The following is a 13,369-nucleotide window of genomic DNA, read 5'->3' as shown; positions in this document are numbered from 1 at the left end:
AGCCCATGGTCTCCTTCGATCTCCTCGCAAACGCCGTCGTGTCCGGGGTTCTCCTCGGCGGATTTTACGCCGGCGTCGCCGCCGGCGCGACCATCTCGTTCGGCTTGCTCGACATCGCCAACATCGCACATCCGGCGTTTGTCGTGTTCGGCGCCTATGGCGCCTTCGTCCTCGGCCAGCGGTTCGGACTCGATCCGCTTGTCGCAGCGCTGTTCGTCGTCCCGGTCTTCTATCTGGCCGGCCTCGCAGTCCATCAGGTCTACCATCGGGCGTTCGAGCGGCGCGGAGACGATTCGATGCGCGGGCTCGCCTTCTTCTTCGGCCTGATGTTCGTGGGCGAAGTCGTCCTCATCCTGTTGTTCGGCGTCGACTACCGCTACACGTCCGCAGCCTATGCCTCGACCTCGATCAAGATCGGGCCCGTCGCATTGCCGCTCCGGCAACTGATTCCTTTCCTGGGGGCGTTGGTGATTCTCGCCGCGGCGCAACTCTTTCTCAGTCGCACGTTTATCGGGCGCGCGATTTTGGGCGTGGCGCAAGACGCGACCGCGATACGCCTCATGGGCGCCGACCCGGTTCGCCTGAAACGCATCGCCTTCGCCATCTCGATTGCGCTTGCAGGCGCGGCGGGCGCGTTGCTGCTCGTGCTCGAGCCGGTCGAACCGGCGATCGGGCGCGAGTTCATCGGGCGGGTGTTTGCGATCGCCGTGCTCGGCGGCATGGGCAGCCTGCCCGGAACCTGGATCGCTGCGGTGATGCTCGGCGTGATCGAAAACCTGACCTCGATCTTCGCTGGCGCATCCTGGGCGCCGGCTGTCTCCTTCGGCTTCTTGCTGTTGACGCTGGCCGTCCGTCCCTCCGGACTGTTTGGTCGCTAGATGAGCGCTTTTTTCCGCTTCCTGGGGCTGGCGATCATCGCCGCCTGTGCGCTCTTCGCGGCGATGCGGGCCGTGGGGAACGATTATGTTTTCTACGCCGGCTACACGGTCCTCGAATATGTCGTGCTGGCGTGCGCCTGGAACATTCTTGGCGGCTACGTCGGCTACGTCAACTTCGGGGTCGCGGCCTTCCTGGCGCTCGGCGCCTACACGGGCGTGGCGCTCGGCAGAATCGCGCCGGTTCCTCTTCCCGTCATGATGCTCGCAGGCGGCGTCGTCGCGGGTCTGGTCGGCCTTGGGACAGGGTATTTAACGCTGCGTCTGCGCGGGATCTTCTTTGCGATCGCCACCCTCGCCCTTGCGGTCGTGCTGCAGACGCTGATCACCAACTGGGATTTCGTGGGCGGGTCCGCCGGGGTCTACGCCATCCGGCCAAAGCACGTTCCGATCTTCGGCAGCTACATCCAGTACATGGTCTTCCTCATGCTGACGCTGGCCGTCGTCGTGGTGGCGGTCAGCCGCGCGATCGAAACCTCGGGTCTCGGGCTCGGCTTTGTCGCAATCCGCGACGACGAGGTCGCAGCGGAGGCGACGGGCGTTCCGACGCTTCGACTGAAGTTGATCGCAACCGCCTTGAGCGGTGCGTTCATGGGCATGGCCGGGGCCCCTCTTCCCTATTATTTGACCTTTCTCGAACCGTCGTCTGCGTTCAATCTTACCTATGCCGTGAATTCCATCGCCATGCCGCTCATCGGCGGCACGACGATGTGGTTCGGGCCGGTGCTCGGGGCGCTCCTCCTGGGGACAGCCCAACAGGTCATCACGGTGACGATCTCGTCGGAAGTCAATCTGCTCATCGTCGGCCTGCTCCTGATCGGATTCGTCGTGCTCGCCCCGCAGGGGCTGATTGGCCTCCTGGGCCTGACGGGCAAGCGGAGGTCGGCGTGAGCGAGCTTCCTCTATTTCACGCGCAGGGCCTCACCAAACGGTTCGGCGGATTCGTCGCGCTCGACAGCGTCGACTTCGAGGTGGGCGCGGGCGAGCGCGTCGGCCTCATTGGCCCCAACGGCTCCGGGAAAAGCACGCTGGTGGGGTGCGCCAGCGGCTCGCTTCGCAATGACGGCGGAGCTGTCTGGTTCAAGGACAGACGCATCGATCGGCTCTTGCCGCACCAGCGCGTCCGGGCGGGGCTCGTGCGCAGCTTTCAGTTGCCGCGACCGTTCCGCGGATTAACGGTGGCCGAAAACCTCCGCGTGCCGCTCGTCTTCGCGGGAAGGCAAGGGCGCGCCCAAGACGCGATCGACGATGCGCTCGAATTCGTCGGCCTCGCCGCGCGCCGCGAGGCGATGCCTCAGGATCTGACCCAGGTCGACTTGCGGAAACTGGATCTCGCGCGCGCGACGGTCGCTAAGCCGCAGCTCCTGTTCGTGGACGAGGCGATGGCGGGCCTCTCCCATTCCGAGGTCGACGAGATCATCGCCCTGATGATGCGGATGAACGAGCGCGGCGTCGCGATCGTCATGATCGAGCACATCATGCGGGCGGTCACCGCCTTCTCGCAGAGGCTCGTGGTCCTGGTCGCGGGGCGCAAGATCGCCGACGGCGACCCGGAACAAGTCTTGGCCAACGTCGAGGTTCAGAGAGCCTACCTTGGAGAATAGCCTCGCCATCTCCGGCCTGTCGGCCAGCTACGGGCACGTGCTCGCCCTGCAGGACGTCTCCCTCACCGTGGAACCCGGCGAGACCGTCGCCCTGCTCGGCACGAACGGCAACGGCAAGAGTTCGCTCATGAAATGCGTGATGGGGCTGCTGCGTCCCTCCGCAGGGTCGATCGTCGCGAGGATCGACGGCGAATCCATCGACCTCGTCGGACTCGCCACCGAGGAGATCGTTGGACGCGGCGTGATCCTCGTTCCCGAGGGGCGTCATCTCCTGCCCAAGCTCAGCGTCGAGGAGAACCTCTACCTCGGCGCACTGCGCCGCCAGGCGCGGCCTCACATCCGCCGTAACCTCGAGGCGAGTTACGATCTCTTTCCGCGTCTCGCCGAACGCCGACGCCAGGCTGCCGGCAGCATGAGCGGCGGCGAACAGCAAATGGTGGCGCTCGCCCGCGCGCTGATGGCGGAGCCGAAGATTCTTTTGATCGACGAACCTTCCGTTGGCCTCGCGCCGATCGTGGTCAAGCTGGTGATCGACGCCATTGCCGAACTCAAGGCTCGGCTCGGCCTGACCGTGCTGATGGCCGAGCAGAATTTTCATCAAGCGATCCGCGTGGCCGACCGAGGCTATGTCATCGTGCACGGGTCGATCGAATTCGAAGGCCGCTCGACAGCCGAGCTTCGTGAGAATGAGCTGGTGCGAAAGTTGTACCTCGGCGGGTAGTCGGCCAGCCTCCCATCGAGCGGCGTCGGAGGACGTCTTCGTCACCTAGGGCAGTTCCCTCCTGCGCCAGACATCGAACCGCATCGACACCGGGCATCGCAAGATCGAGGGCCGCCGGAAAGCGACGTCGCCGGAATCGCTCGTTAACCCTTTTGGCGCCATGCTCGCCGCATGACGTCGCTTCAAAAATCACTTCCGCTTCGTGAACTCCTGAGGGATCCCCGGCTCGCGCTGATGCTCGCGCTGGGCTTCTCGTCGGGCCTGCCGTTCCTCCTGATCTTCTCGACCCAGTCGGCGTGGCTGCGCGAAGCCGGGGTGAGCCGATCGGCGATCGGGCTCATGAGTTATGCGGCGCTCGCCTTCACCTTCAAGTTCGCCTGGGCGCCGTTCATCGACGAATACGACCCGCCGTTCCTCGCCGCCCGGCTCGGGCGCAGGCGCGGCTGGATGTTGCTCGCCCAGCTCATGGTGGCGGCGAGTCTCGCCGGCCTCGCCTTCGGCGCGCCGGCGCAATCCCTGGGCTGGAATGTGCTGTTCGCCTTCCTGACCGCCTTCGCCGCCGCGAGCCAGGACGTGACCATCGACGGCTGGCGCATCGACGCAGCGCCGATCGAACGCCAGGGCATGATGTCGGCGGTCTATCAGCTCGGCTATCGCCTGGCGATGCTGTGCGCCGGCGCCGGCGCGCTCTACATCGCCGATTTCGCGAGTTGGCGCGCGGCCTATCTCGCCATGGCGGGGCTGACGCTGGTCGGGATCGGCGGCTGCCTGCTGTCGCCCCGGCTCGACAAGCCGCGGATATCGGGGGGACGCCCGTCCTTCGCTGTCTCGTTCGTCGAGCCGCTGCGGGACCTCGCGACCCGCTATGGCGCGACGCTGATCGCCATCCTCGCGCTGGTGGCGATCTACCGGCTGCCCGACTTCGTGTCCGGCGTGATGGCCAATCCGCTCTACATCGACCTCGGCTTCACCAAATCCGACATCGCCACCGTGTCGAAGCTCTATGGCGTCTGGATCGGGATCGCGGGCGCGTTCGGCGGCGGCCTGGCGGTGGCGCGGCTGGGGCTGATGCCCACCCTCATCCTCGGAGGCGTCGCCGCCTCGTCCTCCCACCTGTCGCTGGCTCTGCTCGCGTCGAAGGGCGCGAGCCTGCCGCTGCTGACGCTCGCCGTCAGCGTCGAGAGCTTCGCCGGCGGCTTCGCCGGCGCGGCGCTGATCGCCTACATGTCGTCGCTCGTTTCTCCGGGTTTCGCGGCGAGCCAGTACGCGCTTCTGTCTTCGCTCTATGCGCTGCCCGGCAAGCTCGTCGGGGGCCTCTCGGGGGTGATGGTCGACGAATTCGGCTACGTCCGGTTCTTCCTCGCCACCGCCGCGATCGGCGTTCCGGTGGCGGCGTTGAGCATCCTGGTGTGGCGTGTGCACGCGCGGCCGGTCGAGGCGCCCGCGCCTGGCCAGTAGAGCGGACCGAGGCCATCTTCCGTCGGCGCAGCCATTCGGAAGCAGCATGTGTAATAATAAGAGTCTCGTATCGACGCTGTAACCGAGGCAATGCCATGCCGACGATCGATTACGCGCTTCGCCAGTTCGCGATCAAGGAGGTCGATCTCCAGAGCATCGCGCAGCACATGTATCCGCTCATGCTGCGCAACATTTCAGGAGCCGGGTTCGTGTTCGTCGATCCCGGCGACCCGAGCCGGTTCTCGGCGCCGGGCTGCGTGCTGGCGTCCCCCTCGTATCCGGCCAACCAGGCCTATATCACGCAGAATTACGTGTACAACTGGGTTCGCGACGCGGCGATCGCGGCGATCGAGGTCGCGGCGGCCAATCCGCCGTCCCGGCCCGGCGGCGGCGCGCAGACGCTGATCGACTACGTGACCTTCGCGCGCCTGTGCCAGTCGAACGCCATCCAGGCGGGCAAACCGACCCACGCCTGCTTCACCATCGAAGGCGACTTGCGCGACTGGACGGATCAGAGCGACGGGCCGGCGCTGCAGACCCTGGCGATCCTCAGCCTCTACGGCCAGCTCGATCCGGCGAGTCAGGCCGTCGCGCTGGCGGTGGCGAACGCCAATGTCGGGTTCGTGCTCGACGTCTATCAGCAGCCGACCGTCAACCTGTGGGAGGAGGTGACGGGCTATTCGTTCTTCGCCAGGGCGGTGCAACTGCGTTGCCTAGAGGCGGTGCAGGCCAACACGATCGGCCTCGACATTCCTTCGAACCTCGGCGCCGCGATCACATGGCTGACGTCGGCGCTCGAGGGCCACTGGAACGGGAGCTGCTACGTCTCCATTCTCCAGCCGCAGAACCCCAGGCCGGGCTACGACTCCAACATCGACATCGTCTGCGCGAGCGTCTACGGCGCGATCCCGTTCACCGACACGAAGCTTCTGGCGACAGCGGCTCAGGTTCGCAGCGAATTCGCCGACGCCGGCGGTCCGAACGCCTATCCGATCAACGCCGCTGACGCGGCTCAGGGGTTCGGACCGCTGATGGGGCGCTATCCAGGCGACACCTACGACGGCGACAGCCTGAACGCCGGCGCGGACCATCCGTGGGCGCTCTGCACCGCGAATTTTTCGGAACTCTACTACGGGCTGGCCCACGCCATCCTCTCGGGCGCGGCTGTCCCCTACGACAGCCTGTCGGCAAAATTCTTCGAGCAGGTCGGCGTGCAGTCGACGACAACCGCCGCCGATGCGATCGCCGCGCTCCGGACCGCCGGCGATGCGATGCTGCAGGCGGTCGTCTATCACAGCGACAACCTCCTCCTGAGCGAGCAGTTCGACGCCTGGACTGGCTATGAAAAGAGCGTCCGGAACCTGACCTGGAGCTACGCGGCGTTTCTTTCGGCCGTCAGGCGACGCAACGGGACGGGCGTCAGCGGCTAACTCGGGTTCGGGAAAGCCTCGTCGATGGCGCGCCGGAGCGCTCGGGCGAGGTCTTCCCGGGTGTAGGGCTTGGTGATCAGCCTCACGTCCGGGTCGAGGCGCCCGTCGTGGACGATGGCGTTGCGGGTGTAGCCCGTGGTGAACAGCGTCGGCAGGTTCGGGCGGAGCCTGCCGGCCTCGTCGGCCAGTCCCCGACCATTGAGGCCGCCGGGAAGCACGACGTCGGTGAAGAGGGCGTCGATGCGGTCGGGCCCGGTCAGCAGGGCGAGCCCCTCCCCGCCGTCGCGAGCGGCCAGAACGCGGTAGCCCAGCTCTTCGAGCGCGCCGCGCGCGAAGTCGCTTACGGCGGCGTCGTCCTCGACCAGCAGCACGACCTCGCCGGCTTTCGCGGGCGGCGCGCCCCCGGCCGGCGGGGCGTCGCTCGCCGGGGTCGTCGCAAGCGGGGCGGCGGCAGTCATGCGCGGAAGATAGATTTTCACCGCGGTGCCCTGCCCCGGCTCGCTGTAGATGCGGATGTGTCCTTTCGACTGCTTGACGAAGCCGTGAATCATGGCGAGCCCCAGCCCGGTCCCCTTGCCGACTTCCTTGGTGGTGAAGAACGGTTCGAAAATTCGGGGAAGCACGTCCTTCGCGATGCCGACCCCGGTGTCGCTCACCGACAGCATCACGTACTGGCCGGGAGCGACGTCGCCGAACTGTGCGACGTAATGTTCGTCGAGCGACGAGTTCGCGGTCTCGATTGTGATGTGGCCGCCGGCAGGCATCGCGTCGCGCGCGTTGACGACGAGGTTGACGATCGCGTTGTCGACCTGGCTCGGATCGGCGAAGGCCGGCCAAAGGCCGGCGCCGAGGACGGTTTCGATCTTGACCGCCTCGCCGACCGTGCGCACAAGGACGTCGGACATGGCGGCGACCGCCCGGTTGAGGTCCAGCTGTCGGGGCGCAAGGGGCTGCCTACGGGCGAACGCAAGCAGCTTCTGCGTCAAGGCGGCCGCCCGCCTCGCGCCTTCCAACGCCGTCTCCGCCGGTCGCGCGAGGCGGCCGGGCTCCGCCTGACCCGCCTCGACCCGTCGTCGGATCGTGTCGAGGTTGCCGATTACGATCGTCAGGAGATTGTTGAAGTCGTGAGCGATTCCGGCGGTGAGTTGGCCAACGAGTTCGAGCTTCTGCGTCTGAAGCAGGAGGCTCTCGGCCCTGAGGCGGCTTTCCGTCTCCGCAATCAGCGCCGCGGATTGCGCCTGGACCTGCCGGACGAATGACCGGCTGGTCGTCACGACCGCGATGGTCGCAATGGTTGCGCTGACGAGGCTCAGCAGCAAAAGCCCGTACAGGATCGCCTGCAGCCGACCCGCCGTCTGCTGGCGCGCGGCGAGAAGGTCGACTTCGGCGGCGTCGAACGCCGCGAGCAGATCGCGCAGCCGGCTCGCCGGGCCCTCTGCGTCGCCCCTAGCGAGCAAATCGTTGAAAGCGGCCGGGTCCGACATCCCCTCGGTCGCGGCGCGGTCCAGGACGCTGAGATAAGCGCCGGTCAGTTGGACGATCTCGTCCAGCCGGCGAATCTGGTCGGGGTTGTCGGAAACCAGTTGCCGCAGCTTCGACAGATTGTCGTTCACCGTCGAGCGCGCGCCCGCAGCGCCACTCGCGCCATGGCCCTCGAGGAGGCCGTCGCGGACGGAGATCTCGGCGTTCTGGAGGGCGATGACCGCTTGCCCGACCAGTCCGCGCACCTGGTAGGTGTGCTCGATCCAGGAAGTCGCGCTGTCGACCCGGACGGCCATAGCCGTTCCCAAAGCGGCGGCGGCGACGAGCAGAACGATGCTGCTCGTCATGAGAATCCATCCGCTCCGGCGACCGCGGTCGGACTTCAAGTCGTCGACCGCCGCCGAAAGGCGCGCAAGAAGCCGGGTTGTCATGATAAACAGTATGGAGCGCCTTGCCGGCGCCGGTCGAGGTCAATCTCGGAAGAAAGGATCATGGCGCGCATTCTAATAGTCGATGACGAGCCGTTGATTGCGATGTTGGCGGAGGATTGGCTCAACGAACTGGGACATGAGACCGTCGGTCCCGCGCTCACGCTCGAGGATGCGGTTCGTCTGCTCGACGAGGCGTTCGACGCCGCCATCCTCGACGTGAGCCTCGGGGCCGGAACAAGCTACCCGCTGGCTGAGCGTCTCCGGGAGCGCGGCGTGCCGTTCGCCTTCGCCACCGGGCACGTCGCGGCGGATCCCGGCTGCGGCGCCGTCGTCCAGCTCGCGAAACCGTTCGATTTCCACCTCTTTCGCGAGGTTGTCGGCGTCCTGCTCGGCGCGCCCATGTCCAGGACCGGGGCTTCGCGCTGACGGTTCGCAACCTCGAAACGCGCCACTCTCCCAGGGCGGCGGCCTCATAAGGCCGGCATTTTCGACGCAATTCGGCGGATGAAGCGGGCGCAGACGTCGGGCTGCGTGACGGGCAGCATGTGGCCGCCGTCGACGAGCTCCAAATCGAGCGACGGGAGTTCGCGGGTCATCGCCTCGCCCTGCGACCGCCAGTCGAGAATGCGATCGTCTCGGCCGTACAGGATTCCGACCGGGATCGTCAGCGAACCGTAGCGGCCGGGCATAGTCTCGACAGCCTCGTCGGAAAGACCTGCCGTCAGTTCGGTCGAGGTGACGTACAGGTTGCCGGGCCGCAACGCGAGGAGTCCGCCGCCGGCCGTGCCGAAGTCGGCCGGCGCCGGCTCCGGCGCGAAGGCGGCCCTGAAGAACGTCGGGCGCGCGATCAGCGCCGCCGGCCCCGCCGCCGTCCAGGCGTAGAGACCGCGCAACAGCCGCGAGTGGATGACGAGCGACCGGAACAGCGCCGGCGCTTCGGCCAGCGGATGGGTCGCAGGCGCGATCAGCGCAAGGCCGCCCACGCAATCCGGGTGGTCGAGCGCCAGCGCAAGCGCCACCGCGCCGCCGAGAGAATGGCCGACGACGAGCGGCTGACCGAGCTTCAGCGCACGGATCGCGCGAGCCAGAATCGCGGCCTGCTCCCGGATCCCGCCGGGCGACGGGGCGGAATAACCGGAGCCCGGCCGGTCGAACGCGACGACGCGGAACCCGTCTGTGAGGCGGCGAATGAGCGAGTGAGCGAAATGGCCGATCTGGCCGGCGAGGCCATGGATCAGGACGACCGGCGGCCCGCGCCCCTGGTCGACGAGGTGCAATTTCACGCCGCCGACGACGAGATAGCGGCCTTGTGGCGGCGCAGCTCGCTCGATCCCCCACGCGGCCAGGACGGCGAGCGCAGCCAGCGCGACTTCGAGCGCAACCAGCGCCGCAGCCGCCTCGAGAATCCACTTCACGTCCGCGTCCATCCTTTCGCGGCCATCGTCCGCCGCGTGCGCCGATTCCCATCGCCACAATACGGGCGGGCGGGCGCCGCGGATAGACCCGCGGCCACCGGCTCGCGTCGTGACCCGCACACCGAAGGGCGCGCGTCGTTCGGCCGCCTCTCGATTCGTTGATCCCTCCCCCCGCCTCCGCTAGAGTCGAACCAAAGCTGGGAAGGAAGCGAAATGAGTCTTGGCAATATCCTCGTTCACGTCGATTCGAAGCCGCGGACGGCGGTCAGGCTCGCGCTCGCGCTCACGATCGCCCAGCGCACCGGAGCGCGGCTGACGGGTCTGTTCGCCGAAAAGGCCGAGGCTCAGTTCGTAGGGTCCGTCCCGAGCTGGCCGAGCCCGCACTACGCCGCTGCGCTGGAGGAGGCGCGCTCGGCGTTCGAAGTCGCGACGCCTACACTGGGCGACCGCGCGGCCTTTCTCGACGTCAATCGCGGCAGCGATCACGAAATCGGCCGCCGGTTCGTCGAGATCGCCCGGACCTTCGATCTCGTCGTCCTCGGCCAGACCCATGACGCCGAACCGGTCCCGGCAAGACTGCCGGAGCAGGCGATCTACGAAAGCGGCCGGCCGGTACTCGTCGTCCCGTTCGTCGGAAACTATCCGGACGTCGGCCAGCGGCCGCTGTTCGCCTGGCGCACGTCGCGGGGCGCGGCGCGCGCGGCCTTCGACGTCCTGCCGTTGATCGGCAAGGACGCCGACGCGCTCGTTGTCGAGGTCGCGCGCAAGAGCGACCAGCGCGACGAATTCGCCGATCTGCTCGTCGCGAATCTGGCCGCGCGCGGGGTAAGGGCGCGCTACCAGCACTTCGTCGTCGACGAGGTCGCGGTGATGGACACGCTCCTCAGCGCGGTCTCCGACCATGCGGCCGACATTCTGGCGATCGGCGCTTTTGATCACGGCACGCAGTCGCTGCTCGGACACGGCGCCGGCACGCGCCACATCCTGGCCCACATGACCGCTCCGGTTCTGTTCTCGCACTGACCGTTTGCGAGGACGGCCCGGCGGCGTCGGCGCTTACTGAGCCCGCAGAGCAGCCAGCACGCCGGGAAGCGCCTCGGGCAGATCCTCGGAGACGAGCCCGGGCCCGAAGACGCGCGCTGCGGCCCCGTGCAGCCAGACCGCGGTCGCCGCCGCCTCGAAGGCAGGGACGCCCTGCGCCGCGAGGCCGGTGACGAAACCCGTCAGCACGTCGCCGGAGCCGGCGGTCGCGAGCGTCGGCGGCAAGTCCCACCCGATGGCCGCCCGTCCGTCCGGCGCGGCGACGACCGTATCCGAGCCTTTCAGCACGACGACGGCGCCGGTCAGCTGCGCCGCCGCACGGGCGCGGGCGAGTTTGTCGCCGCCTGCGTCGATCCCGTCGGCGCCGGCGAACAGCCGGGCGAACTCGCCTTCATGCGGGGTCATGACGGCGGAATGCCCGCCGCGCCCGATCAGCGCCGCGAGCTCGACAGCCTCGCCGGCAAAGCTCGTGAGGGCGTCCGCGTCCATAACGACCGTCCGCCCTTGAGCGGGCCTCGTCAGCGCCGCCGCGACGAGATCTCGCAACTCCGGCCCGGCGCCCGCGCCAGGACCGAGCGCCACGGCGCGGCGGCGGACGTCGGCGAGCAGCGCGTCGAAGCCGCCGGCGCCGGAGAACGGCGCGACCATCACGGCGGTCAGATGCGCCGCGTTGACGGCGACGGCGTCCAGAGGGCTCGCGAGCGTCACGATCCCCGCGCCGGCCCGGAGCGCCGCGCGGGCCGCGAGCCGCGCCGCGCCCGTTTGATGCGCCGGACCAGAGAGAACGAGCGCCGCGCCGCGCGCGTACTTGTGCGAGCGGCTGTCGAGGCGCGGCAGCGCGTCGCTCCACAGGCATGGGCTGTTGACGAACGCGCTCGGCGCGATGCGCGGCAGCACGCTCGCCGGAATGCCGATGTCGATGAGCCGGATCGCGCCGCAGAGCGACCGACCGGGCTCGAGCAGATGTCCAGGCTTCAACCGGAAGAAGGTGACGCTGGCCGTCGCCTCGACCGCGACGCCCCGGACGCTTCCGGTCGCCCCGTCGACCCCGGAGGGCGTGTCCACCGCGAGGACGCGGCCGCCGGAGCGCGCATGGCGGTTGATTCGCTCGACGACCGCCCGCGCCTCGCCATCGATGTCCCGCGCGAGCCCCGCGCCGAACAGCGCGTCGATGACGCAGGCCGCGCCGCCGAGATCGACCGCGACGGCCGGGAGAATAGCGCCCGCGAACCGCGCCGCCGCAACAGCAGCGTCGCCCGTCAGCGCCTCCCGGCTGCCGAGGAGGCCGAGCGTGACGGGAAATCCGCGTTCGCCGAGGCGGCGGGCGGCGACGAAGCCGTCGCCGCCGTTGGCGCCGGGGCCGCAGAGCACGACGATCTTCCCGCGCGTGCGGGCGAGCCGGGCAGCTTCATCCGCCACTGCGAGCCCCGCCGCTTCCATGAGGAGCGAACCGGGCGTCCCGGCGGCGATCGTCATCCGGTCGGCCTCGCCCATCTCGGCCGGGGTCAGGAGTTCCAGACAGATCAATGGATCGAGCATGCGGCCAAGGTGGCCCCGCAGCCCGCCTGGAAGCAAGTGCGAAAACGGCCCATCAAGGCGGCTAGACCGCCGGATGCTCCCACATCACCAAAGTTGCGGCCTCTACGCCCGGCATGCCGATCAGCGATCCCTTCACCGGCGGCCGCGCGCGCGTCCGCGATCCATGGACCACATCCCGTGGGATAGGCGGCCGATGGGCCGTCTTGTCGACGCCTTCTTCGCATTCGCTCGGCGCCAAGGGACGAAAGGGCTGACCTTTGTCCTGCAATCCTTCGGGAGGAACCGACACCGGCGCGACATTTCCTTGCAGAGCCGGAAGCGGTTCGTCGGATGAATCAAGTGCGAAAAACGGCTTGGCGCGGCGAGAAAATCTGCTATACGGGCAACCCTGCTGATCCCCGATAGCTCAGCTGGTAGAGCATTCGACTGTTAATCGAATGGTCGCAGGTTCGAGTCCTGCTCGGGGAGCCAGACTCTCAGCGTCATGGCTTGAGACCAGCGTGTCGACGAGACCATTTCTGCGGTATGGCACGGAGAGGATCGTCGGAAGGCGCGACCGCAACGCGCGCCGCACCTCGAAGTTGGATGCCCCGATCACGCTTGGGGCGATCGGCATTTCACTTGCCCGACATCGCCGACCCTGGGCCGGTCCGTGGGCAAACCCTACAGCGTCGGGCATCGATTCTGCGAATACGCCGATACCGGTCCGCGCAAGTCGCCGATCTGGTTCGCCCTCGCCGTGGAGCAGCCGCTGTTCGCCCTCGCGGCCTCCAGAGCCTGCGGTTCCAGATGCGCGCCCGCCGACGGCGAGCGCCAGGCGTTCAGCCTTCCTGACCACGACGACCGGCGCACTCTTCGCTCCGATCCGCCCGAAGACCATGTTTCCACGACGCGGAGGGAGGCCGATACCCCGGCTTCAGGCGGAAACGGCCGACCCTCGCGTTGCTGCGCCTTCGAACGCCGGAGAACAATGGCTGAAGGATCGCCTATCGAAATGCCGGACCTGGATCACGGCCTTCGCCGCGAGTGGCCTCCGATTCGGAGCGACGCCAACGCCGCCGGACAGCGGGCGCGCAAGAGAGCCGCAAAGGAAGCCGCGGGAGCGTCGGCGTCCCTTGAAGGCTTCCTGCACCCGTGACAATTTGCCGCTCCGGGAAGGCGTAAAAAACCCATGGATCAGGCGACGGAACGACCTCAGGCCGGCCACAACCGGGCCCGCAATCCCGGCGTTCGGCTCGATCCGTCGTGGTTCGAGAGCGTTGGGGTGAATACGAGCGCGGTCGAGCGGCGCGCTGCGACGCTGACGACGCGGC

The 13,369-nt window shown here is 67.9% G+C and carries 12 protein-coding genes and 1 tRNA gene; 10 read left to right on the top strand and 3 right to left on the bottom strand.

The features are described from left to right. Positions 1–5: 5 nt before the first annotated feature. The 6 genes from DFR50_RS06465 (at position 6) to DFR50_RS06440 (ending at position 6,148) form a co-directional block, all read left to right on the top strand. Entirely contained in the window at positions 6–878 is an 873-nt protein-coding gene (locus DFR50_RS06465) for a branched-chain amino acid ABC transporter permease (RefSeq protein ID WP_113888389.1), read from the top strand. Further along, positions 879–1,826 carry a branched-chain amino acid ABC transporter permease gene (locus tag DFR50_RS06460; protein WP_113888388.1) on the top strand — a complete coding sequence of 316 codons (948 nt, stop codon included), beginning with the start codon at positions 879–881 and terminating at the stop codon, positions 1,824–1,826. Continuing rightward, a complete protein-coding gene (locus DFR50_RS06455; RefSeq protein WP_113888387.1) occupies positions 1,823–2,539 on the top strand; it encodes an ABC transporter ATP-binding protein in 717 nt (238 codons plus the stop codon). The genes DFR50_RS06460 and DFR50_RS06455 overlap by 4 nt, the downstream gene beginning before the upstream one ends. Beyond that, positions 2,529–3,260, top strand: a complete 732-nt coding sequence (locus DFR50_RS06450; protein WP_113888386.1) for an ABC transporter ATP-binding protein — start codon at positions 2,529–2,531, stop codon at positions 3,258–3,260. Before DFR50_RS06455 ends, DFR50_RS06450 begins: the two co-directional genes overlap by 11 nt. A gap of 171 nt (positions 3,261–3,431) precedes the next feature. After that, positions 3,432–4,718 carry an AmpG family muropeptide MFS transporter gene (locus tag DFR50_RS06445; protein WP_245427389.1) on the top strand — a complete coding sequence of 429 codons (1,287 nt, stop codon included), beginning with the start codon at positions 3,432–3,434 and terminating at the stop codon, positions 4,716–4,718. Positions 4,719–4,813: 95 nt separating this feature from the next. Then, positions 4,814–6,148 carry a glycoside hydrolase family 15 protein gene (locus tag DFR50_RS06440; protein WP_113888384.1) on the top strand — a complete coding sequence of 445 codons (1,335 nt, stop codon included), beginning with the start codon at positions 4,814–4,816 and terminating at the stop codon, positions 6,146–6,148. Here DFR50_RS06440 and DFR50_RS06435 read toward each other — a convergent pair. After that, positions 6,145–7,977 (bottom strand): ATP-binding protein, encoded by a 1,833-nt coding sequence (locus DFR50_RS06435; RefSeq protein WP_170153077.1) that lies wholly within the window; start codon positions 7,975–7,977, stop codon positions 6,145–6,147. The two genes, DFR50_RS06440 and DFR50_RS06435, sit on opposite strands and share 4 nt — an antisense overlap. 144 nt (positions 7,978–8,121) lie before the next feature. On the opposite strand from DFR50_RS06435, the gene DFR50_RS31935 reads away from it, so the two are divergent. Then, positions 8,122–8,487, top strand: coding sequence for a response regulator (locus tag DFR50_RS31935; protein WP_170153076.1), 366 nt, complete (start codon positions 8,122–8,124; stop codon positions 8,485–8,487). Positions 8,488–8,531: 44 nt separating this feature from the next. On the opposite strand, the gene DFR50_RS06425 is transcribed toward DFR50_RS31935, so the two are convergent. Beyond that, a complete protein-coding gene (locus DFR50_RS06425; RefSeq protein WP_210208824.1) occupies positions 8,532–9,476 on the bottom strand; it encodes an alpha/beta fold hydrolase in 945 nt (314 codons plus the stop codon). A gap of 213 nt (positions 9,477–9,689) precedes the next feature. On the opposite strand from DFR50_RS06425, the gene DFR50_RS06420 reads away from it, so the two are divergent. Further along, on the top strand, positions 9,690–10,499 hold the full coding sequence (locus DFR50_RS06420) for a universal stress protein (protein WP_113888381.1): 810 nt from the start codon (positions 9,690–9,692) through the stop codon (positions 10,497–10,499). A gap of 33 nt (positions 10,500–10,532) precedes the next feature. Here DFR50_RS06420 and DFR50_RS06415 read toward each other — a convergent pair whose 3' ends face one another. Beyond that, complete coding sequence (locus DFR50_RS06415; protein WP_210208823.1) at positions 10,533–12,056, bottom strand: NAD(P)H-hydrate dehydratase; 1,524 nt, start codon at positions 12,054–12,056, stop codon at positions 10,533–10,535. 395 nt (positions 12,057–12,451) lie between these two features. On the opposite strand from DFR50_RS06415, the gene DFR50_RS06410 reads away from it, so the two are divergent. Next, positions 12,452–12,527, top strand: a tRNA-Asn gene (locus DFR50_RS06410). A 181-nt stretch (positions 12,528–12,708) separates the two neighbouring features. Next, a complete protein-coding gene (locus DFR50_RS32465) occupies positions 12,709–13,194 on the top strand; it encodes a hypothetical protein (RefSeq protein WP_210208822.1) in 486 nt (161 codons plus the stop codon). Positions 13,195–13,369 lie beyond the last annotated feature (175 nt).

It is taken from the genome of Roseiarcus fermentans (assembly GCF_003315135.1).
In the GTDB taxonomy this organism is placed as follows: domain Bacteria; phylum Pseudomonadota; class Alphaproteobacteria; order Rhizobiales; family Beijerinckiaceae; genus Roseiarcus; species Roseiarcus fermentans.
The sequence above is the reverse complement of the archived record's forward strand: the minus strand, read 5'-3'. Positions and strand labels throughout refer to the sequence as shown.